Raw genomic sequence first — 21,234 nt, 5'->3', positions numbered from 1 at the left:
TCAGCCCGGCCTGTCGGCGACCAGCAGGACGTGCAGGCGGCGGGGCCCGTGGGCGCCGAGCTGGATCTTCTGCTCGATGTCGCCGGTGCGCGAGGGGCCGGTGATGAAGTTGACCGTGCGCGGCAGCCCGCCCTCGGCGGAGAGCCCCTCGGCCCGCAGCCGCTGCCAGGCCTCCTCGTAGGGGCCGACGAGGTCGCTCTCGCGCAGCACCACGAGGTGCGTCTCGGGCAGGAAGTTGAGCGTGGTCGGGCCCTCCGGGCCGGAGAGCAGCATCAGCGTCCCGGTCTCGGCGATGCCGGCGAAGCCGCCGGTCAGCGAGACCGCGTCCTCGGCCTCGGCGCGGCCGGCGGCCACCGACAGCATCGGCGCCCTCTCCTGCCAGGGCAGGCCGGTCAGCGCCGGATCGGGCGCGAGGCGCAGGGCGGGCGGCAGGTTGTGGCGCTTGAGGTAGTCGGCGACGGCCTCGGGCAGCGCCTCGGCGGTCTCGACCCGGGCGACGCTGCCCTGCACCGCCTCGACCTTCTCGACGAAGAGCGCCACCAGCGCGTCGTGCCCCAGGCGCGCGCGCTGCACCGCCGGCCCCTGCGGCCGCTCGGCGATCCGCCGGTCGGCCTCCGCCGCGCCGTCGGCCGGGTCGCGCTTCAGGGAGCGGCGGACGGCGCCGAGAATCTGGCCGCGGGAGCCGGTGCTGCGCTGGTCGGTCATGGCGTGCGCCGCTCCGCCCAAAGCTGCTGGAAGGTACGGCCCTGCGGTGCCGGGAAGTCGCGGTGCCGGGTCCAGCCGCCGGCCAGCGGCAGCGAGGCGAAGCCTCCGCGACGCCGGCCGAGCAGGCCCAGGGCGCGCATCGCCAAGCCCGTGGCCGCGCGGTACAGCCTCGGCCGTCGCGCGGCGAAGGCCCAGGTCCGTATGCCCCAGCGGACGGCCGGCGGATTGAGGTTCCGCTCGAACTCCCGCTCGCGCCAGTGCCGCATCATCTTGGGCAGAGGGATGCGCACCGGGCAGACCGATTCGCAGCGGCCACAGAAGGTCGAGGCGTTGGGGAGGTGCCCTGCCTCCTCCACGCCGATCAGCGCGGGCGTCAAGACGGCACCCATCGGTCCCACGTACACCCAGCCGTACGCGTGCCCGCCGACCGCGTGGTAGACGGGACAGTGGTTCATGCAGGCGCCGCAGCGGATACAGCGCAGCATCTCCTCGAACTCCGTGCCGAGCATCGCCGAACGGCCGTTGTCGAGCAGGATGACATGGTATTGCTCGGGCCCGTCAGGGTCCTCGGGGCGCTTCGGCCCGGTCGAGAGGGTGGTGTAGGAGGACATCTCCTGGCCGGTCGCCGAGCGCGCGAGCACGCGGAGGATGACGCCGAGGTCCTCCAGGGTCGGGATCACCTTCTCGATCGAGGCGATGACCACATGCACCCTCGGCAGGATCTGCGTCAGGTCGCCGTTGCCCTCGTTGGTGACGATCACCGAGGTGCCGGTCTCGGCGACCAGGAAGTTGGCCCCGGTGATGCCGACGTCGGCGTCGAGATACCGCTGGCGCAGCATCTCTCGCGCCTCGGCGACCAGCTGCTGCGGCTCGGCGAGCGGGCGGCCGGCGGGCAGCCGCTTGTGGTGGCTGCGGAAGTCGGCCTCGACCTGGTCCTGGGTGACGTGCACCGCCGGCGCGATGATGTGGCTCGGCGGCTCCTTGCGCAGCTGGATGATGTACTCGCCGAGGTCGGTCTCGATCGGCTCGATGCCGCTGGCCTCCAGGAACTCGTTGAGGCCGATCTCCTCGGCGATCATCGACTTGCCCTTGGTCGCGGTGCGGGCGCCCACGGAGCGGCAGATCTCGAGCACCGTCTGGCGGGCGTCCTCGGCGCTGGCGCACCAGTGGACCTGGGCCCCGGCGGCCGTCGCCTTGGCCTCGTAGCGCTCCAGGTAGTGGTCGAGGCGGGCCAGCGTGTGGTCCTTGATGTCGCGGGCGGCGTCGCGCAGCGCCTCGAACTCCGGCAGCGCGTCGGCGGCGGCCTTGCGCTTGTCGATGAAGCCGGTGCGCACGAAGCCCATGGCCTTCTGCAGGTTGGCATCGGCCAGGGCCCGGTGGGCGTTGTCCTTGAAGTTGCGCGAGGTCGCCTGCATGGCCTGGGTCGCTGTCCGTTCAGATAAGGTCGCGTCAGGAGGGGTCCGGCTCGCCGATCGCCGGCTGGTCGAGCTCGCCGGCCAGCACCTCGGCGACATGGCGGCTGCGGACGCCCGAGCCGCGCCGCTTCAGCTTGCCGGCCATGTTGAGCAGGCAGCCGAGGTCGCCGGCGAGCAGCAGCTCGGCCCCGGATTCCTCGATCGCTTTGCACTTCTCGGAGACGATCTTGTCGGAGATCTCCGGGTACTTGACGCAGAAGGTGCCGCCGAAGCCGCAGCAGACCTCGGCGTCGCGCAGCTCGCGCAGCTCCAGCCCCTCGATCCCGGCGAGCAGGCGGCGCGGCTGGGCCTTGACGCCGAGCTCGCGCAGGCCCGAGCAGGAGTCGTGATAGGTGACGCTGCCGGCGAAGCGGCCGGGCACCGTCTCGAGCTTCATGACGTCGGCCAGGAAGCTGACCAGCTCGTGGGTCTTGTCGGCGAGCGCCCGGACCCGCGGCGCGAAGTCGGGCTCGTCGGCGAAGAGCGCCGGGTAGTGTTCGTGCAGCATCGCGCCGCAGGAGCCTGAAGGCACCACGACGTAGTCGAAGGACTCGAAGGCCGCCACGACCTGGCGGGCGATCGCCTTGGTGTCGGCCCGGTCGCCGGCGTTGTAGGCCGGCTGGCCGCAGCAGGTCTGGGCCTCGGGCACCTCGACCCGGCAGCCGGCCTGCTCGAGCAGCCTGACCGCGGCGAAGCCGACGGAGGGGCGGAACAGGTCGACCAGGCAGGTCGCGAAGAGGCCGACACGGGGCGTCGCCGGCGGAGTCTCTCGGGCCGGGGGAAAGGATGCGTCAGTCATTGGGCGAGGGCTCATGAGGCGGGCACCTTGTGACGTGGCGGCGGAAAGCGCAAGCCGGTGCCCCGCAGATCTCCGCTCACCGGTCGAGCGTCGCCACGCGGCGCTCCAGCGCGCGCCGCGGCACCAGCAGCCAGTAGCGGCCGTCGCGCTTCATCCGGCCGGCCTGCTGGAAGGCCTCCTCGCCGCTGCCGAAGTAGAAATCGCCGCGCACCTGGCCCTTGATCGCGCTGCCGACGTCCTGGGCGACGATCAGGCGCCGCAGCGGCCGGTCCTCCGCGGGCCAGCGGGTGTCGAGCCACAGCGGCGCCCCGAGCGGCACGAAGCGGGTATCGACGGCAAGGGAGCGGCCGGGGGTCAGGGCGACGCCCTCGGCGCCGATCGGCCCCGGCCCGACGATGCGCCGGAAGAAGATGTAGCGCTCGTTGCGGCGCATCAGCTCGCGGGCCTGGTCCGGATTGGCCTTCAGCCAGTCGCGCACGCCCGACATCGAGGCCTGGCCCGGCTGGATCAGCCCCTCGTCGAGCAGCACCCGGGCGATGCCGGTGAAGCCCTTGCCGTTGGAGCCGGCGTAGCCGACCCGCACGACCTCGCCGTCCGGCAGCTCGACCCGGCCCGAGCCCTGGATGTGCAGGATGTGCGCCTCGACGGCGTCGGCGAGCCAGAGCACCGGCTCGGCGTGGCCCTCCAGGGCGCCCTCCTCGATAGCGGCGCGGTCGGGCAGCGGGCGGCGGCCGTCACCGGCGTCGAAGCGTAGCTCCTCCCGCTCCGGGCCGCCGAACCAGCCGCCGCCGACCTTGTCGACGGCCAGTCCCGGCGGCGGCGCCAGCAGCGGCACGGCGTAGCCCGGGCGCGGCGCCTCGGCGCCCCGGAGCTCGGATTCGTAGTAGCCTGTGAAGGTGCCGACCGCGTCGCCCTCCTGGTCGGCCACCGCAACCGGCCGCAGGTGCCACTCCAGCACTTCGCGCAGGGTCGAGCGGTCGCTGTCGAAGGCTTCGAGGGTGTCGCAGAGAGGTCGCCAGTCGGCGACCGTCAGCCCGAGCGCTTCCGGCCCGAGCGCCCGGTCCGCGGGCAGCTTCGCCATGCGGCCGCAGGACTTGAGCAGCGCCGGCAGGGCGGCGACCTGGTCGTCCTCCTGCCAGCCCGGCAGGGCGTCGAACTCGCTCGGCTGGTAGCGGGCCGTCGGCTCCGGCGGCGCAACCTCCCGGCCGCAGGCGGACAGCAGAGCCAAGCCGAGACCCGCCACGAGCGCCGCGAGCGTCGCAGCGGGACCGCGTCGGCAAAACGCGAGCGGCGCCATCGGCCGGTCTACTGCTGGCTCTGGGTCGCGACCAGCTTCCAGTTCGGGTCGCGACTCTTGACGTTGCGCGCGAAGGTCCAGATGTCGCGGATCGTCTCGATCTCGTTGGGGTCGCCGTCGACGATGCGGTCTTCGGAGTCGCGGGTCACGTTGACCTGCTGCGAGACGAAACGGACCGAGACGAAGGCGGTGCGGCCCTGGACCTCGGCCTCGCCGAGCTCGGCCTTGTCGATCGAGACCAGGGTCGTATCCAGCGTCTCCGCGCGCTGGGCGCGTTGCTCGATGGCGCCGGCGAAGTCCTTGTAGACCTCGTCCGCCAGCAGCGGGCGCAGGGCCTTGGCGTTACCCTCGGCGAAGTTCATCACGATCATCTCGAAGGCGGCGCGGGCGCCCTGGAGGAACTGCTCCTCGTCGAAGGCAGGGTCCTGGGCCCGGATCGCGGCGACGCCCTTGGCGCCCGGCCGGTCGGGCTCCGGCATCGCGACCTCCTCCTCGGCGGCCTCCTCGGGAGCGGCGCGGCCATCCGGCAGTCGCACCACCTTCTCGTCCGCCGGCTTGTCGCCGGTGGTCCGGCCCTGGCGGTCGCGGAAGGGATCGAGCTCGCCGGACTGATGGCCGGTGCGCTTGCCGAGCACGTTGCGCAGCCGCAGCACCAGGAAAGCGGCAATCGCCGCGAAGAAAAGAATGTCCACGTATTGGAAACCGTCACCCATCGCCGCCGCTCGCTCCTCCGGCCCCGTGTCGCCGCCTCTAGAATACCGACAGCATCGGCCCACTGGGCCTCCGCGGCTCGCGTGCGAAGGAAGCAGCCGAGCGCGCCGGACGGACCGCTGCCATAAAGTCTTGCCAGCGGCTGATCGCGCCCCCAAGACATAAGCACCCGGGCGAGAAAGGGCAAGGATGGGGCTGGTTCTTCTACTGCTGTTCATCACGGTGCCGCTGGTCGAGATCGCCGTCTTCATCCAGGTCGGCGACTGGATCGGCTTGTGGCCGACCCTCGCGCTGATCCTGCTGACCGCCATCCTCGGCACCTGGCAGCTGCGTCTGCAGGGAATGGCGACCCTGGCGCGGGCGCGCCAGCAGCTCGATCGCGGCGAGGTTCCCGCCGCCGAGCTGTTCAACGGCCTGTGCCTGCTGGTCGCCGGCGCCCTGCTGCTGACGCCCGGCTTCGTCACGGATGCCGCCGGCGCCTCCCTGTTCCTGCCCCCGGTCCGCGGCTGGCTGCGCCGCCGCTTCGGCCGCCATCTCGAAGCCCGGGCCCGCGGCGCCGGCGCCTCCGGCGCCCGGACCCGCGTGTTCGTCAACGGCGAGGAGGTGCAGCCGGGTGCCGCAGCCGACCCGCGAGCCGACCCGCGCAGCCGCTGGGGGCGCGGCCGGCCCTTCGCGCCGGGCACGATCGAGGGCGAGTGGCAGGAGCTCGATCCGGAGCCGGGCGCCGGCCAGGGCGACGCCGATGCGGCCGGCAGGCTGCCGGGCTCGCACGCCCCCGGCGACGAGCCGGGGTCCGGGGAAGCGACCAAGGGCCCACCCGAGGATGTCCGCGGCGACGACACGCTCGACGACTCCGGAGACGGGCCGCGCCGATGATCCTGCTGCGCCACGGCCAGTCCCACTTCAACCTGCACTTCAGCCGCACGCGCATCGATCCCGGCATCGTCGACCCCGGCCTCACCGAGGACGGCCGGCGCCAGGCGGCGGCGGCCGGACGGGCGCTGTCCCGCGCCGGCATCCGGCGCCTGCTCGTCAGCCCCTATCGGCGAACCCTGGAAACCGCCGCGGAGCTGCTGCACACCCTCGACGCCGAGGTCGAGATCGCGGTCGAGCCGCTGGTCCGCGAGCGCGCCTTCTTCGTCTGCGACGTCGGCAGCCCGCGCTCCGAGCTGGAGCGGGGCTGGCCACACCTCGATTTCGGTGAGCTGCCCGAGCGCTGGTGGCCGGAGGGCGAGGAGCCCGAGAGCGAGATGCTGCTGCGCTGCCAGGCTTTCCGCCGGCGCATGGCGGAGCGGGACGATTGGACTCACACCCTGGTCGTCTCTCACTGGGCCTTCATCAAGGGCCTGACGGGCCAGGCGGTCGGCAACTGCGAGCGCTTGCGCTTCGACCCCCTGGAGGGGCCGGCGCAGGCTCCGGTCCAGGGCCCGGCGGAGCCGGCCTCGAAGCCGCAGGTCGACGGCCCGGGTTGTTAAGCGGCGCGCGGCCGTGGTAGCGAAACGCCCCATCCCGAGAGCCAGACCCGAGGATCCAGCAGCGCGATGAGCGATCTCGACCAGGGCGCCGCCGGCAACGGCAGCCAGACCCCGCCAGCCGCTCCGACGGGCCAGCCGCCCCTGACGGTGCACAGCCAGTACGTCCGCGACCTGTCGTTCGAGAACCCGAACGCACCGGCCAGCCTCGCCAACCAGAAGGAGGCGCCGAAGATCGAGGTGAAGCTCGACGTCGGCGCGCGCCGGCTGCAGGAACAGATCTACGAGCTGCTGCTGAAGATCGACCTGACCGCCAAGCACGGCGACCAGACCGCCTTCGTCATGGAGCTGGAGTACGGCGCGCTCTGCACGGTCGATCCGACGCTGGAGAACGAGGCCGTGCAGAAGCTGCTGATGATCGAGGGCGCGCGCACGGTCTTCCCCTTCGCGCGCCGGGTCATCGCCGACGTGACCCGCGACGGCGGTTTTCCGCCGGTCCTGATCAACACTATCGACTTCACCCGGCTCTACGAGCAGCGCCGGCAGGCTGCGGGCGCGGCCGAGGCCTGAGCCCGGCTTCCGGCCAGCGCGCCGGGATTCCCGGCCGCGAGAGTCGCGGGACCGCCTACTGCAGCCAGATCGGCGCCGTCAGCCGCTCGAGCAGTCGGGCGTGGGCGGCGATTTCGGCCGCGCTCGGCGCATGGGGCCTCGGCTCGCGCCGCCGCCGCTCGGCGAAGGGCACCACCGCGCTCGGCCCCTGGCCGCGGTCGCGGGCCAGCTCGAGGTCCGGCTGGCGGCCGCCGCAGAGCTCCAGGTAGACCTCCGCGAGCAGCCGGCAGTCGAGCAGCGCGCCGTGCAGCTCGCGCCCCGACAGGTCGATCTCGAACCGCCGGCACAGCGCGTCCAGGCTGGCCTGGGCGCCGGGAAAGCGGCGCCGGGCGATCTGCACCGTGTCGACCGCGCGCTCCAGCGGCAGGGCGGGATGGCCGAGCCGCTGCAGCTCGGCGTTGAGGAAGGCGACGTCGAAGGCGGCGTTGTGGATGACCAGCGGGTCGCCGCCGATGAAGGCCAGGAATTCCGCCGCCACCTCGGCGAAGCAGGGCTTGTCCGCCAGGAACTCGGCGGTGATGCCGTGGACGCGCAGGGCATCCTCCGGCATGTCGCGCTCGGGATTGACGTAGGCGTGGAAGGTGACGCCGCTCGGCAGGTGGTTGATCAGCTCGACGCAGCCGATCTCGACGATGCGGTGGCCGCCCTTGGGATCGAGGCCGGTGGTTTCGGTGTCGAGCACGATCTCGCGCATGGGCGGGCTTCCAGTTGCCGGACGATGCGTTGCAGTGACCGCAAGGTATCGCGTTTACCCAGCCCCGTCTTCACTACAAATTGTGCCCGGCGGCGTTTTTCGGCATCCGGCAGCTGCTGCGCCAGGATCTGCCGGAACTTGGTCTCGGTCATGCCCGGGCGGCGCAGGACGCGCTGCCGCTGCAGCCAGGGCGGTGCGCTGACGACGACGGTGGCGTCGCACTGCGCATCGCCGCCGGTCTCGAACAGCAGCGGGATGTCCAGGCAGACGACGGGGGCGCGCCGCCGGGTCTGGCGGCGCAGGAAGCGGCGCGCCTCGGCGCGCACCGCCGGATGCAGGATCGCCTCGAGCCTGCGCAGCGCCGCCGGGTCGGCGAAGACCCGGGCCCCGAGGGCGCGGCGGTCGACCGCGCCGCCGGCGACGACGCCGGGAAAGGCGGCCTCGATCGACGCCACCGCGCCACCGCCGCGGCCCATCAGGCGGTGCACGGCGGCGTCGGCGTCATGAACCGGCACGCCGAGCCGGCGCAGCATCGCCGCAGCCGTCGACTTGCCCATGCCGATCGAGCCGGTCAGGCCGAGCACGCAGGGTCGGCCGCGGCCGCGGCGCCCGCTGCGCCGGCCCGGCCGGCTCGCCGTCATTCCGTCCCCAGAACGAAGTCGCGGAGCGCCGGCGTCACCTCCGGCTCGTGGCCGAACCAGGCCGCGAAGCCCGGCACCGCCTGGTGCAGCAGCATGCCAAGGCCGTCGACCGTACGGTTGCCGTGGGCCTGGGCGGTGCCGAGCAGCCCCGTGGTCAGCGGGGCATAGACCAGGTCGCTGACCACCGCCTCGGCCGGCAGCCGGTCGAGCCGCAGCGGCAGCGGTGGCTGGCCGCTCATCCCCAGGGCGGTCGTGTTGACCAGCAGGCGCAGCCCCTCGAGGGCCGTCTCGCGGGCCTCCCAGTCGACCGGGCGGATCGCGGCGCCGAGCTCCTCCGCCAGCGCCTCGGCGGTCGCCCGGGTGCGGTTCGCCAGGCGGATCTCCGGCACGCCGGCATCGCGCAGCGCGACCAGCACGGCGCGCGCGGCCCCCCCGGCGCCGAGCACCAGCGCCGGGCCGTCGCCGGGCCGCCAGTCCGGCACGCCTGCCTGGAGATTGCGAAGGAAGCCGAGGCCGTCGGTGTTGTCGCCGAGGATCCGCCCCTCCTCGAAGACCAGTGTGTTGACCGCGCCGATGGCGCGGGCGCGCTGGCTCAACTCGTCGCAGAGCTCGGCGGCCGCCAGCTTGTGCGGGACCGTGACGTTGGCCCCGCGGAAGCCGAGGTCGGCGAGGGCGCGCGCCGCCGCCTTGAAGCGCTCGGGGCGCACCGGCAGCGGCAGGTAGGCGCCGTCTATGCCGTAGTGCGCGAGCCAGAAGCCGTGCAGCCGCGGCGAGCGCGAGTGGCTCACGGGCCAGCCGAGCACGCCGGCCAGCCTGGCCTTGCCCGACAGAATCAGGGGGGACGGGCGCCCTGGGTCGCTCATCGCGGCACCAGGCCGCGGTCGCGCAGGAAGGCCAACAGCGGCAGCAGCGGCAGGCCGAGGATCTCGAAGAAGTCGCCCTCGATGCGGCTGAACAGCTGCACGCCGAGACTTTCGAGCTGGTAGCCGCCGACCGATTCCAGGACCCTCGGCCCCGCCGCCACCAGGTAGCGCTCGACGAAGTCCCGCTCGAAGCGGCGCATGGTCAGGCGGCAGACGGCGTTGTGATGCCACAGGCGGTTGCCGTCCTGGACGACGCAGACGGCGGTTTCCAGGCTGTGGCTGCGTCCGGCGAGGGCGAGGAGCTGCTCGGCCGCCGCCTCCAGGTCGGCCGGCTTGTCGTACCAGAGGCCATCGCAGGCGAGCAGCTGGTCGGCGCCGATCACCAGAGCGCCCGGCCGCTGCGCGGAAACCCGGGCGGCCTTCAGCTCGGCGAGGGTTTCGGCGGCCTGGATCGGCTCGGCGCCCTCGGCCTGCAGCGCCAGCTTGACCTCCGATTCGTCGACGCCGGCGGCCAGGGCCTCGAAGGCGAGGCCGGCGGCTGCGAGCAGGCGGCGGCGCGAGCCGCTGGCCGAGGCCAGCACCAGAGGCGGCGCGGCCTGCTCGCACAGGAGTCCGCTCGTAGTCGCCGACCCCCTCACTGGGCCGCGCCCTTGCCGCGCGCGGCGGGCACGCCCTGCCGGGCGCGGTGCTCGGCAAGGCGGGTGATGATCGCCGCCGCGGTCTCCTCGATCGAGCGGCGGGTGACGTCGACCACCGGCCAGCCGTTCCGGCTGTAGAGCCGGCGCGCCTCCGCGACCTCGCGGCGCACCGCCTCGAGGTCGACGTAGTCGGCTTCCTGGTCGCCGCCGAGCAGCCGCAGCCGGTTGCGCCGGATGTCGACCAGGCGCGCCGGGTCCTTGGTCAGGCCGACGATCAGCGGCGTCTCGGCGCGCTCGATCTCCTGGGGCAGCGGGACGCCGGGCACCAGGGGGTAGTTCGCGGCCTTGATGCCGCGGTTCGCCAGGTAGATCGTCGTCGGCGTCTTCGAGGTGCGCGACACTCCGAGCAGGATAACGTCGGACTTGTCGATCGTCTCGAGCCCGGCGCCGTCGTCGTGGGCGAGGGCGAAGTCCATGGCCGCGATCCGCTCGAAGTACTCGGCGTCCATCTCGTGCTGGGCGCCCGGCCGGCCCTCGGTCTCGACGCCGTAGTGGTTTGCCAGGACCGCGATCACGGGGTCGAGGATCGACACGCAGGGCACCGCCAGGCGGGCGCAGCCTTCCGTCAGCTGCCGGCGCAGGCGGCCGTCGACCATGGTGTAGAGCACCGGCCCCGGGGTCGCCTCGATGCCGGACAGCACGCGCTCCATGTGCAGCGGCGTGCGCACCATGGTCCAGGCGTGCTCGATCGTCTCGATCTGGCGGAACTGCACCGAGCAGGCGCGCACCACGGTGCCGACGGTCTCGCCGGTCGCGTCGGAAACCAGGTGGAGGTGGTGGTAGCCGGGCAAAGGCGTCCTCTGGGATCGGGGGATAACTCGCGCATCAGGGCGGACAAGTCGGGCGAGCGGGCGCGGTGCCGGATTGCATCCCCGTTCGGCCGGATTCCGCCCGCCGGGCCTGCCCAGGTGGATGGACCTTACCCCCGCCTGTGGAGCAGCGCGACGGCGGAGACTTTTCCCACTTATCCCCCTGATCCCGAAGCCCGTGCAAGGCCGTCTCGTCGGACCTGGTCCCGGGCTCCTTCCCCAGGACGGCCCGGTCGGCGACCTGGGGAAGGAGCCCGGGACGGAGGGTCGGAACCCGCGTATCCCCATCATCCACAGCCCCAACCACTACTACCTTCAAACCTTTATTAGATAAGAGAAACTGGAGTAGGGAAGAGGCGCCCGGAGGATAACCCCCCGCCTCGGAAGGACAGTTCATGGCTCCCCCACGCCCGGTCGGCTCTCGGCCGGCAGACAAGAAGTTCCTGCGCGCCCTGCGCGGCGAGGCGGTCTGGCCGCCGCCGGTCTGGCTGATGCGCCAGGCCGGGCGCTACCTGCCGGAATACCGGGCGACGCGGGCCGCGGCCGGCGACTTCCTGGATCTCTGCCTGACCCCGGAGCTCGCGGTCGAGGTGACGCTGCAGCCGCTCCGGCGCTTCGGCTTCGACGCCGCGATCCTGTTCTCCGACATCCTGATGGTCCCGCACGGCCTCGGCCAGAAGGTCTGGTTCGAGGAGGGCGTCGGGCCCCGGCTCGAGCCGCTGGCGAGCCCGGCGGCCGTGGCCACGCTGGAGCCGCAGCGCCTGCGCGAGCGGCTGTCGCCGGTCTTCGAGGCGGTCCGCGGGCTCAAGGCCGCCCTGCTGGCGGAGACCGCGCTGATCGGCTTCGCCGGGGCGCCCTGGACCGTGGCCAGCTACATGATCGAGGGCGGCTCCAGCCGCGACTTCCAGAAGGGCCGCGCCTGGGCTTACGGCGACCCCGAGGGCTTCCAGGGGCTGATCGACCTGCTGGTCGAGGCGACCGTGGACTACCTGCTGGCCCAGGTCGAGGCCGGCGCCGAGGCGCTCCAGATCTTCGATTCCTGGTCGGGAATCTGGCCGGATTCCGAGTTCCGCCGCTGGTGCCTGGAGCCTGCCAGGCGCATCGTCGCCGCCGTCAAGGCGGTCCATCCGGACATCCCGGTGATCCTCTTTCCGCGCGGCGCCGGCGTGCTCTACCGCGAGGTCGCCGAGGAGTCCGGGGCCGACGCCCTCTCGCTGGACACGACCGTGCCGCTGGACTGGGCCCGTGCCGAGCTCCAGAGCCGGCTCTGCGTGCAGGGCAACCTGGACCCGGTCGCCCTGATCGTCGGCGGCGCCGCGCTCGACCGGCAGGCCCGGCGGATCCTGGAGGCCTTCCGCGGCGGGCCCTTCGTCTTCAACCTCGGCCACGGCATCGACAAGACGACCCCTCCGGGCCATGTCGAGCAGCTGATGGCGCTGCTGCGGGCGGCTTGAGCCTTGGGGCGTCTTTCCGCGCCGACTGGTCGGCCTAGCTGTTGCCCCGGGGCTGCCGCGGTCCCGGCAGGTGGGCAGGAGAGGGTGGCGCCATGACCGGTGGAGCGATCACGGGCACGAAGAGGGAGAATCCCGGCAGGAACCTGCCGCAGGGCCATCCCGAGGTGCCCGAGCCGCGGATCGGTCTGCTGCTGATCAACCTCGGCACCCCCGACGGCACCGACTACCGCTCGATGCGCCGCTATCTCGGCGAGTTCCTGAGCGACCGCCGGGTCATCGAGCTCTCGCCCTGGCTCTGGCAGCCGCTGCTGCAGGGCGTGATCCTGACGACGCGGCCGTCGCGCAGCGGTCGCAACTACGCCAAGATCTGGAACCGGGAGCGCGACGAATCGCCGCTGCGCACGATCACCCGGGCGCAGGCCGAGGGCCTGGGCGCACGCTTCGCCGACGGGGAGGGCGTCGTCGTCGATTGGGCGATGCGCTACGGCAGTCCGTCGATCGGCGCGCGGCTCGAAGCGCTGGCCGAGCAGGGCTGCCGGCGGATCCTCCTGGCGCCGCTCTACCCCCAGTACAGCGCGGCGACGACGGCGACAGCCTGCGACCAGGCCTTCCGGGCGCTGATGACCCAGCGCTGGCAGCCGGCGGTGCGCACGCTGCCGGCCTACCACGACGATCCCGGTTACGTCGACGCGCTGGCCGAGAGCGTCCGGCAGGGCCTGGAGCGGCTCGACTGGGAGCCCGAGGTCCTGCTCGCCTCCTTCCACGGCCTGCCCAAGGAGAACCTGGCCAAGGGCGACCCCTACCACTGCCATTGCCAGAAGACGGCGCGGCTGCTGCGCGAGGCGCTCGGCTGGCCGGAGCAGCGCCTGCGCATCGTCTTCCAGTCGCGCTTCGGCCCGAAGGAGTGGCTGCAGCCCTACGCCGACGTCACCGTCGCGGAGCTGGCGCGCCAGGGCGTGACGCGCCTGGCGATGATCAGCCCCGGCTTCGCCGCCGATTGCGTCGAGACCCTGGAGGAGCTCGACATCGGCCTGCGCGAGACCTTCCTGGAGGCGGGCGGCGAGCGCTTCGCCTACCTGCCCTGCCTGAACGACGCGCCGGGCTCGCTCGATCTGCTGGAGCGCTTGACGCGGCGCGAGCTGGCTGGCTGGCTGGCGGCCTGAAGGAGCAAGCCCGCATGACCGACTTCCTGGCCGCCCACTACCCCTGGATCAAGGCCCTGCACGTGATCTCCGTGATCGCCTGGATGGCCGGCATGCTCTATCTGCCGCGGCTCTACGTCTACCATGCCTCGGCCGCGCGCGGCTCGGAGACCAGCGAGACCCTCAAGGTCATGGAACGGCGCCTGCTGAAGGCGATCGTGACGCCGGCGATGGTCGCCACCCTGGCCTTCGGACTGCTGATGCTCTGGGCCAACCCGGGCCTGCTCTCCGACGGCTGGTTCCACGGCAAGATCCTGCTGCTCGTCGGCCTGTTCGCCCTGCACGGCCTCTTCGCGCGTTGGCGCAAGGACTTCGCCGCCGACCGCAACGTGCGCTCCGCTGGCTTCTACCGGCTGATCAACGAGGGACCGACCCTGCTGATGGTCGGGATCGTCCTGCTGGCGGTCGCCAAGCCCTTCTGAAATCGCCGGCGCGGCCGGGGCGCCGGCGTCGAGCGGCCCTTGACGCCGCCGCCCGCCTCCGGTATCGACGGTCGCCTGACGGTGGCGCTTGCCCTCGTCGCAAACGCATCCCACCTTCGGTTCGAGAACAGCGGCCCGCCAAGGGACCCTTCCGTACCATCCCCAAAGTCTCCGTCGTCCGCCTGACGCCGCCGCGCTGCGGCAAGCCTGGACGGCAGAAGCAGTCGCATTTCACAGCACCCGTACCGTCCATCGAAGGTCGCAAGGCCGGGGCGGTCCTCGCTATCACCCCCCGTCTTTGAGAAGAACGGCAACCGCCGGTAGAGCCATGAATCTGCAGGAACTGAAAGCGAAGTCCCCGGCCGACCTCCTGGCCTATGCCGAGGGACTCGAGATCGAGAACGCCAGCACCCTGCGCAAGCAGGACATGATGTTCGCGATCCTCAAGCAGCTGGCCGACAACGAGGTGCCGATCTACGGCGCCGGCGTGCTGGAGGTGCTGCCGGACGGATTCGGCTTCCTGCGCAGCCCCGAGGCCAACTACCTGCCGGGCCCGGACGACATCTACGTCAGTCCCAGCCAGGTCCGGCGCTTCGGCCTGCGCACCGGCGACACGGTCGAGGGCCAGATCCGCAGCCCCAAGGACGGCGAGCGCTACTTCGCGCTGCTCAAGGTGCGCACGATCAACTTCGACCTGCCGGAGCAGACGCGACACCGCATCAATTTCGACAACCTGACGCCGCTCTACCCGACCCAGAAGCTGACGCTCGAGATCGACGACCCGACCTACCGCGACATGACCAACCGGGTCATCGACCTGACGGCGCCGATCGGCAAGGGCCAGCGCGCGCTGATCGTGGCGCCGCCGCGCACCGGCAAGACGGTGATCCTGCAGAACCTGGCGCGGGCCATCGAGGCCAATCACCCGGAGGTCTACCTGATCGTGCTGCTCATCGACGAGCGGCCCGAGGAGGTCACGGACATGGACCGCACGGTCAAGGGGGAGGTCGTCTCCTCGACCTTCGACGAGCCGGCGCAGCGTCACGTCCAGGTCACCGAGATGGTGATCGAGAAGGCCAAGCGCCTGGTCGAGCACAAGAAGGACGTGGTGATCCTGCTCGATTCGATCACCCGCCTGGCGCGCGCCTACAACACCGTCGTGCCCTCCTCCGGCAAGGTCCTGACCGGCGGTGTCGACGCCAACGCCCTACAGCGCCCGAAGCGCTTCTTCGGTGCGGCGCGCAACATCGAGGAGGGCGGCAGCCTGACGATCATCGGCACCGCCCTGATCGACACCGGCAGCCGCATGGACGAGGTGATCTTCGAGGAGTTCAAGGGCACTGGCAACTCGGAGATCGTGCTCGACCGCAAGATCGCCGACAAGCGCACCTTCCCGGCGATCGACATCGGCAAGTCGGGCACCCGCAAGGAGGAGCTGCTGGTCGACAAGGGCACGCTGTCGAAGATGTGGGTGCTGCGCCGCATCCTGATGCCGATGGGCGTCACCGATTCGATGGAGTTCCTGCTCGACAAGCTGAAGCATTCCAAGAGCAACGCCGACTTCTTCGAGGCGATGAACCAGTAGCAGCCCCGGAGGGCAGGCGGTTCCCTTGCAGGCGCCGGGCGGCATCGCGGACATCCTCGGACGGGCCCAGCGGGCGGCTCTGGCCGGGCGCCTCGGCGAGGCCGAGACGCTGTTCCGTCAGGCAGCGCGGGCGGCGCCGCGCGATCCCCGGCCGATCTCGGCGCTCGGCGACGTCGCCATGGCGCGGGGCGAGATCGACAAGGCGGTCGAGGGCTACCGGGCGGCGCTGAAGCTGGCTCCCGGCGTCGCCGAGATCGGCGTCAACCTGCTGGCCGCCCTGCGTCGCGGGGAGCGCCTGGCCGAAGCAGAGACCGCCGGACGCGCCCTGCTGCGCCGGCACCCCCGACACGTCCCCCTGCTCGGCAACCTGGCCCTGGTGCTGGCAGACCTCGGCAGGCTCGAGGAAGCCCGCAAGCTCTACGAGCGGGCGCTTCCGCTGCGCCCGGACAGCGTCGACCTGCTGACTAACTTCGGCAACCTGCTGCGCGACCTCGGCGACCCCGAAGCCGCGCTCGCCTGGTTCGACCGGGCGTTGGCCCTGAAGCCGCGCCAGCCGGAGGTCCTCTACCTGAAGGCGACCCTGCTGGAGCGGCTGAGCCGGCTCGAGGAGGCCGAGGCGGTGCTCGAGGCCGGCAGCGGCCTCAAGCACCCGGGCATGGCGCTGACCGCGGCGCGCCTCGCCGCGCGGCGAGGCGACCGGGCGCGCGCCATCGCCCTGCTCGAGCCCGAGCGGCCCGGTCCGCACTGGCAGGGCGACTGGTGCTATGCCCGGCATTTCGACCTGGGGCAGCTCTACGACGCAGAGGGCGACGCGGCGCGCGCCTTCGAGCATTTCGCCGAGGGCAACCGCCTGCAGGGCCTCTCGGCGACCGGTCGGCGGGCGCCGAAGGAGGCCTTCCTGGCCGGCATCGACCGCCTGGAACGCTGGGTCGAGGCCGTCGGCCGGCCGGATTGGCTCGCGTCGCCGCTGCCGGAGGGCCCGGAAGCGGCCCCCGCCTTCCTGGTCGGCTTCCCGCGTTCCGGCACGACCCTGCTCGACCAGTTCCTGAGTGGCCACCCGGCGATCACGGTGCTCGAGGAGAAGGCGCTGCTCGCCGAGGCGCGGCCCCGCGACTACCCCGACAGCCTGGCGACGCTCGACGCCGGCCGGATCGAGGAGCTCCGCCAGCGCTACTGGGACGCCGTGCGCAAGGAGGGCGTCGAGCCGGGGGCGGGCCGGCTGATCGTCGACAAGCTGCCGCTCAACCTGGTCGAGGTGCCGCTGATCCAGCGGCTGTTCCCCTCCGCCCGGTTCATCCTGGCGCTGCGCCACCCCTGCGACTGCGTGCTCAGCTGTTTCATGCAGCAGTTCCGCCTGAACACGGCGATGGCCAACTTCCTGACCCTGGAAGGGGCGGCGACCCTCTACGACCGCGCCTTCGGCCTTTGGCGTCGCTACGAGGCGGCCTTTCCGCTCCAGGTTCAGGCGCTGCGCTACGAGGACCTGATCGCCGACCCGGAGGCCGTGGCGCGGCCGCTGGTCGCCTTCCTCGGCCTGGACTGGCACGCCGGCCTGCTCGACCACGTGAAGACGGCGCGGGGCCGGCGCATCGACACGCCGAGCTACCGCCAGGTCACCGAGCCGCTGCACGGACGCGCCAAGGGTCGCTGGCGGCGCTACGAGAGCCAGATGGCGGCGGTCCTGCCGCTGCTGCGCCCCTGGATCGAGGCATTCGGCTACGACGAGTAGCCGTTCCCGTTGCGCAACGGCCGTTCTTGACGCAGCGGCTCCTCAGGGCAGCAGGATGGTCGAGCCGGTGGTCTTGCGCGCCTCCAGGTCGCGGTGCGCCTGGACCGCGTCCTTGAGCGCGTAGCGCTGGTTGATCTCGATCTTGACCGCGCCGCTGCCGACGACCTCGAACAGCTCCTGGGCCGAGGCGAGCAGGTCCTTGCGGCTGGCGGTATAGGTCACCAGGGTCGGCCGGGTCACGAAGAGCGAGCCCTTCTGGCTCAGCACGCCGAGATTGACCGGTGCGACGGCGCCCGAGGAGTTGCCGAAGCTGACCATCAGGCCGAGCGGCGACAGGCAGTCGAGCGAGCCTTCCCAGGTGTCCTTGCCGACACCGTCGTAGACGACCGGCACGCCGGCGCCGCCGGTGATCTCCTTGACCTTCTCGACGAAGTTCTCGGTGCGGTAGTTGATCGTGTGGGTGCAGCCGTGGGCCTTGGCCAGCGCCGCCTTCTCCTCGCTGCCGACCGTGCCGATGACCGTGACGCCGAGGGACTTCAGCCACTGGCAGGCGATCAGCCCGACACCGCCGGCAGCGGCGTGCCAGAGCACCGTCTCGCCCTTCTGGCAGCGGTGGGTGCGGCGGATCAGGTACTGCACGGTCATGCCCTGGAGCATCATCGCCGCGGCGGTCTCGTCGGCGATCGAGTCGCCGAGCTTGACGACCCGCTCGGCCGGCATCAGGCGCGCCTCGGTGTAGGCGCCGATCGGACCGCTGGCGTAGGCGACCCGGTCGCCCGCCTTCAGGTCCGAGACTCCCTCGCCGACCGCTTCCACGACGCCGGCGGCCTCCAGGCCGATGCCGCTCGGCAGCGGCGTCGGATAGAGGCCGGTGCGGTGGTAGGTGTCGATGTAGTTGAGGCCGACGGCGGTCTGCCGCAACCGGACCTGGCCGGCGCCCGGCTCGCCGAGCTCGACCTCCTCCCAGCGCAGGACCTCGGGACCGCCGGTCTCGTGGAAACGGATGGCATGCGGCATGGCTTGCTCTCTTTCTTGCGGGAAATCTCTGAGATTCGGCGCGCGCGGGCGCTCAGCCGAGATGGCGGGCGAAGAAGGCTCGGGTGCGCTCGTTCGCCCTGCCGGCGGCCGCGGCGTCGTAGTGGGCGCCGCCTTCGCGGGCGAAGGCGTGATCCTGGCCCTCGTAGCTGTGATGGAGGACCAGGTCGTTGCCCTCGAGGGCGGCCGCGACCTTGTCCTGCTGCTCCTTCGGGACGAAGCCGTCCTCGCGGGCGACGTGCAGCATCAGCGGCCTCGCGATGGCGCCGATCTCGCCCAGATGGTCGGCCAAGCCGACGCCGTAGTAGCTGACGTTGCAGTCGGCGTCGGAGCGCGTCGCCATCAGGAAGGCGAGCTTGCCGCCCAGGCAGTAGCCGACCGTGCCGACCTTGCCGGTCGCGGCCTCGTGGCCGCGCAGGGCGGCGAGCGCCGCCTTGAGGTCCTCGACGCCCTTGTCGACGTCGAACTTCTGCATCAGGGCGAAGGCCTGCTGCCACTCCGCCTCGCTCCGGTCCGTGATGTCGACGCCCGGCTGGATGCGCCAGAAGAGGTCCGGCGCGAAGGCGAGATAGCCCTCGGCGGCGTAGCTGTCGCAGAGCTCGCGCATGACCTTGTTGACGCCGAAGATCTCCTGGATCACCAGGATCGCGGCGGCCGGGGACTTGCCGGGCAGAGCGAGGTAGCCGCCGAAGCTGCCGCTGCCGTCGCTGGCCGGGATGGTCAGGGATGCCATGGTCGATCCTCCCGTCGTTTCTTGTCGCCTGCTGGTCGGGGCGGCCAGCCTAGCGGCAGTTCGCCGGTCCGTCATCCGGTACCTGGGGACGGCGGCAGCCCCGTCTGGACCCTGGCGCAGGGCCGGGCAGGGCGGCGGTCAGCCGCGGCTGGCGGCGATCGCCTCGGCGAGGGACTCCGGCTCGGTGAGGGGCAAGGAACAGGTCGCGCCGCGGCAGAGATAGCCCGCCGGTCGGCCCTCGAGCGGTCCCTTGCCGGCCGCCGGGTGCAGCGGCGGCAGGCCCGCGCCGGTTGCCGTGCGCTGCAGGACCAGGAACGGCAGGGGCCGGCGCAGCACCGCCTCTTCCAGCTGCCGCGTGGCGGGGTCCTGCTCGGGCCCGGCGACGACGACCTGCACCGCGTCCCGCAGCAGGTCGCTGGCGAGCAGCAGGGTCGGGTAGCCGAAGGGTGCCCGCTCGACCTCGCCCGAGAAGGCTGCGATCAGCTGCTCCGCGCGGGTCCGGTAGGCCTCGCGGCCGGTCAGGTGGAACAGCCGGGCGAGCACGGCTGCGGCCGTGCCGTTGCCGGAGGGCGTGGCGTTGTCGAGCCCGGTCTTGGGCCGCATCATCAGGTCGCGGCTGTCGTCGGCGGTCTGGAAGTAGCCGCCGTTGGCGCCGTCCCAGAAGTGGCGGTCGAGGGTCGCGATCCAGGCTTCCGCCTTGTCGAGATAGGCCGCCCGGCCGGTCGTCTGGTGCAGCGCCAGCGCGGCCGCGGCCATCTGGGCGTAGTCGTCGAGCAGGCCGGCATGGCGGTTGCGGCCGTGGCGCCAGACATGATGAAGGCGGTCGCCCTCGGCCATGCGGGTCGCGACGAAGTCGAAGGCGCACTCCGCGGCGGCCAGCCACTCCGGCTCCTCGAACACCGGCGCGGCCTCGGCGAGGGCGGCGATCGCCAGGCCGTTCCAGTCGGCCAGCACCTTGTCGTCCCAGCCGGGGCGGACGCGGCCGGCGCGGGCCGCGAGCAGCCTGTCCCGAGCGTCGGTAAGCCGCGCCTCGCCGGCCGTATCGAGCAGCGCCGGCCGGACGCTGCGGTTGAGGATGGTGCGGCCTTCCCAGTTGCCGCCCGCCGAGACGTCGTAGTGAGCCTTGAAGAAGCCCGCCTCCTCCGGGCCGAGCAGGGCATCGATCTCGGTCTCGCCCCAGATGTAGAAGCGGCCCTCCTCGCCCTCGCTGTCGGCGTCGAGGCTGGCCGCGAAGGCCTCGCTGGGCGGCCCGCCAGGGGCTTCCTCCGCCCGCATCTCGCGAAACAGCCACTCCACGGTCTCGCGGGCGCGGGCGGCGTAGAGCGGGTTGCGGTCCTCGGTCCAGGCCCGGGTCAGCAGCGTCAGGATCTGGGCATTGTCGTAGAGCATCTTCTCGAAGTGCGGCACCAGCCACTTCTCGTCGGTGGCGTAGCGCGCGTAGCCGCCGCCGAGGTGGTCGTAGATGCCGCCCTGGCTCATCCTGGTGAGCGTCAGCTCGACGGCGTGGCGGAAGGAGGCCTCGCCGCTGCGCAGCCAGGCCACCCACAACAGCTCCAGGACCGCCGGCTGCGGGAATTTCGGAGCCCCGCCCAGGCCGCCCTCCTGGGGATCGATCTCGCGCAGCAGGCGGCGGGCCGCCGCCAGCGGCGCCTCGGCCGCGAGCTGGCCGCCCGGCTGAGGCGCCGCCAGGCGCTCCAGGCCCTGACGGATTGCCGCGACGTTCTTGCCGACGTCGTCGGGTGCGTCGCGCCAGGCCGCGGCCAGTCCCTCCAGGACCTGGGCGAAGCCGGGGCGGCCGTAGCGCTGGCTCGGCGGGAAGTAGGTGCCGCCCCAGAAGGGCTCCCCCTGCGGCGTCAGGAACATGGTCAGCGGCCAGCCGCCGTGCTCGCCGAGCAGCGCCAGGGCGTTCTGGTAGAGCGCGTCGACGTCGGGCCGCTCCTCGCGGTCGACCTTGATGTTGACGAAGAGGCGGTTCATCAGGCCGGCGATGGCCTCGTCCTCGAAGGATTCGTGGGCCATCACGTGGCACCAGTGGCAGGCGGCGTAGCCGACCGACAGCAGGATCGGCTTGTTCTGCCGACGGGCCTCGGCGAAGGCCTCCTCGCCCCAGGGCCACCAGTCGACGGGATTGTGCCGATGCTGCAGCAGGTAGGGGCTGCTTTCCTGCGCAAGGCGGTTGGTCGGGCCGCTCTCCTCCCTGCGGATCTCGTCGGGCCTGGGGATCTCGTCGGGGTGGCTCGCCATCTCGCCTCGCATTGCTACGTGCGCCGGGCGCCCTTTGAGCGGAGCGGCACTTCCGCCTATATGAAGAGCGCGACGCTT

At 72.1% G+C, this 21,234-nt stretch carries 21 protein-coding genes; 8 read left to right on the top strand and 13 right to left on the bottom strand.

Annotated elements, in window-relative coordinates; all coding sequences use genetic code 11:
• The 5 genes from WD341_RS17830 to WD341_RS17810 all read right to left on the bottom strand — a co-directional run bounded on the left by WD341_RS17830 (position 1) and on the right by WD341_RS17810 (position 4,947).
• On the bottom strand, positions 1–705 hold the full coding sequence (locus WD341_RS17830; RefSeq protein ID WP_368426839.1) for a lactate utilization protein C: 705 nt from the start codon (positions 703–705) through the stop codon (positions 1–3).
• Positions 702–2,120 carry a lactate utilization protein B gene (locus WD341_RS17825; protein ID WP_368426838.1) on the bottom strand — a complete coding sequence of 473 codons (1,419 nt, stop codon included), beginning with the start codon at positions 2,118–2,120 and terminating at the stop codon, positions 702–704. Before WD341_RS17825 ends, WD341_RS17830 begins: the two co-directional genes overlap by 4 nt.
• 34 nt (positions 2,121–2,154) lie before the next feature.
• Positions 2,155–2,958 carry a (Fe-S)-binding protein gene (locus WD341_RS17820; RefSeq protein WP_368426837.1) on the bottom strand — a complete coding sequence of 268 codons (804 nt, stop codon included), beginning with the start codon at positions 2,956–2,958 and terminating at the stop codon, positions 2,155–2,157.
• 76 nt (positions 2,959–3,034) lie between these two features.
• Entirely contained in the window at positions 3,035–4,186 is a 1,152-nt protein-coding gene (locus tag WD341_RS17815) for a murein transglycosylase A (protein ID WP_368426836.1), read from the bottom strand.
• A gap of 77 nt (positions 4,187–4,263) precedes the next feature.
• Complete coding sequence (locus tag WD341_RS17810; RefSeq protein WP_368426835.1) at positions 4,264–4,947, bottom strand: Tim44/TimA family putative adaptor protein; 684 nt, start codon at positions 4,945–4,947, stop codon at positions 4,264–4,266.
• 208 nt (positions 4,948–5,155) lie between these two features.
• Between WD341_RS17810 and WD341_RS17805 the strand changes: the two genes are divergently transcribed.
• The 3 genes from WD341_RS17805 to secB all read left to right on the top strand — a co-directional run bounded on the left by WD341_RS17805 (position 5,156) and on the right by secB (position 7,008).
• Complete coding sequence (locus tag WD341_RS17805) at positions 5,156–5,842, top strand: FxsA family protein (RefSeq protein WP_368426834.1); 687 nt, start codon at positions 5,156–5,158, stop codon at positions 5,840–5,842.
• Positions 5,839–6,441: a histidine phosphatase family protein gene (locus tag WD341_RS17800; RefSeq protein ID WP_368426833.1), complete on the top strand. Its 603-nt coding sequence runs from the start codon at positions 5,839–5,841 to the stop codon at positions 6,439–6,441. The genes WD341_RS17805 and WD341_RS17800 overlap by 4 nt, the downstream gene beginning before the upstream one ends.
• 66 nt (positions 6,442–6,507) lie before the next feature.
• Complete coding sequence (gene secB / locus WD341_RS17795) at positions 6,508–7,008, top strand: protein-export chaperone SecB (protein WP_368426832.1); 501 nt, start codon at positions 6,508–6,510, stop codon at positions 7,006–7,008.
• Positions 7,009–7,063: 55 nt separating this feature from the next.
• Here secB and dnaQ read toward each other — a convergent pair whose 3' ends face one another.
• The 5 genes from dnaQ to WD341_RS17770 are packed head-to-tail and all read right to left on the bottom strand — an operon-like array spanning position 7,064 to position 10,734.
• A complete protein-coding gene (gene dnaQ, locus WD341_RS17790) occupies positions 7,064–7,741 on the bottom strand; it encodes a DNA polymerase III subunit epsilon (protein ID WP_368426831.1) in 678 nt (225 codons plus the stop codon).
• Complete coding sequence (gene coaE / locus WD341_RS17785) at positions 7,654–8,325, bottom strand: dephospho-CoA kinase (protein ID WP_368426830.1); 672 nt, start codon at positions 8,323–8,325, stop codon at positions 7,654–7,656. Before coaE ends, dnaQ begins: the two co-directional genes overlap by 88 nt.
• A 53-nt stretch (positions 8,326–8,378) precedes the next feature.
• On the bottom strand, positions 8,379–9,245 hold the full coding sequence (locus tag WD341_RS17780; protein WP_368426829.1) for a shikimate dehydrogenase: 867 nt from the start codon (positions 9,243–9,245) through the stop codon (positions 8,379–8,381).
• Complete coding sequence (locus tag WD341_RS17775; RefSeq protein ID WP_368426828.1) at positions 9,242–9,826, bottom strand: Maf family protein; 585 nt, start codon at positions 9,824–9,826, stop codon at positions 9,242–9,244. The genes WD341_RS17780 and WD341_RS17775 overlap by 4 nt, the downstream gene beginning before the upstream one ends.
• A gap of 53 nt (positions 9,827–9,879) precedes the next feature.
• Positions 9,880–10,734, bottom strand: coding sequence for a pyruvate, water dikinase regulatory protein (locus WD341_RS17770; RefSeq protein WP_368426827.1), 855 nt, complete (start codon positions 10,732–10,734; stop codon positions 9,880–9,882).
• 413 nt (positions 10,735–11,147) lie between these two features.
• Here WD341_RS17770 and hemE point away from each other — a divergent pair, with 413 nt between their 5' ends.
• From hemE to WD341_RS17745, 5 genes are all read left to right on the top strand, one after another.
• Positions 11,148–12,206: a uroporphyrinogen decarboxylase gene (gene hemE / locus WD341_RS17765; RefSeq protein ID WP_368426826.1), complete on the top strand. Its 1,059-nt coding sequence runs from the start codon at positions 11,148–11,150 to the stop codon at positions 12,204–12,206.
• Positions 12,207–12,298: 92 nt separating this feature from the next.
• Positions 12,299–13,369, top strand: coding sequence for a ferrochelatase (hemH, locus tag WD341_RS17760; RefSeq protein ID WP_368426825.1), 1,071 nt, complete (start codon positions 12,299–12,301; stop codon positions 13,367–13,369).
• Between the two features lie 14 nt (positions 13,370–13,383).
• Entirely contained in the window at positions 13,384–13,830 is a 447-nt protein-coding gene (gene hemJ / locus WD341_RS17755) for a protoporphyrinogen oxidase HemJ (protein WP_368426824.1), read from the top strand.
• A gap of 328 nt (positions 13,831–14,158) precedes the next feature.
• Positions 14,159–15,415, top strand: a complete 1,257-nt coding sequence (gene rho / locus WD341_RS17750; RefSeq protein ID WP_368426823.1) for a transcription termination factor Rho — start codon at positions 14,159–14,161, stop codon at positions 15,413–15,415.
• Positions 15,416–15,440: 25 nt separating this feature from the next.
• A complete protein-coding gene (locus WD341_RS17745) occupies positions 15,441–17,144 on the top strand; it encodes a sulfotransferase (protein WP_368426822.1) in 1,704 nt (567 codons plus the stop codon).
• Between the two features lie 42 nt (positions 17,145–17,186).
• Here WD341_RS17745 and WD341_RS17740 read toward each other — a convergent pair whose 3' ends face one another.
• From WD341_RS17740 to WD341_RS17730, 3 genes are all read right to left on the bottom strand, one after another.
• Positions 17,187–18,161 carry a quinone oxidoreductase gene (locus tag WD341_RS17740; RefSeq protein WP_368426821.1) on the bottom strand — a complete coding sequence of 325 codons (975 nt, stop codon included), beginning with the start codon at positions 18,159–18,161 and terminating at the stop codon, positions 17,187–17,189.
• Positions 18,162–18,213: 52 nt separating this feature from the next.
• The gene (locus WD341_RS17735; protein ID WP_368426820.1) at positions 18,214–18,912 is read right to left on the bottom strand and encodes a dienelactone hydrolase family protein; all 699 of its coding nucleotides are present in this window, start codon (positions 18,910–18,912) and stop codon (positions 18,214–18,216) included.
• 138 nt (positions 18,913–19,050) lie between these two features.
• Positions 19,051–21,156 (bottom strand): thioredoxin domain-containing protein, encoded by a 2,106-nt coding sequence (locus WD341_RS17730; protein ID WP_368426819.1) that lies wholly within the window; start codon positions 21,154–21,156, stop codon positions 19,051–19,053.
• Positions 21,157–21,234 lie beyond the last annotated feature (78 nt).

Origin of the sequence: Tistlia sp. (assembly GCF_040905785.1) — a bacterium.
GTDB lineage: Bacteria > Pseudomonadota > Alphaproteobacteria > Kiloniellales > DSM-21159 > Tistlia.
The sequence above is the reverse complement of the archived record's forward strand: the minus strand, read 5'-3'. Positions and strand labels throughout refer to the sequence as shown.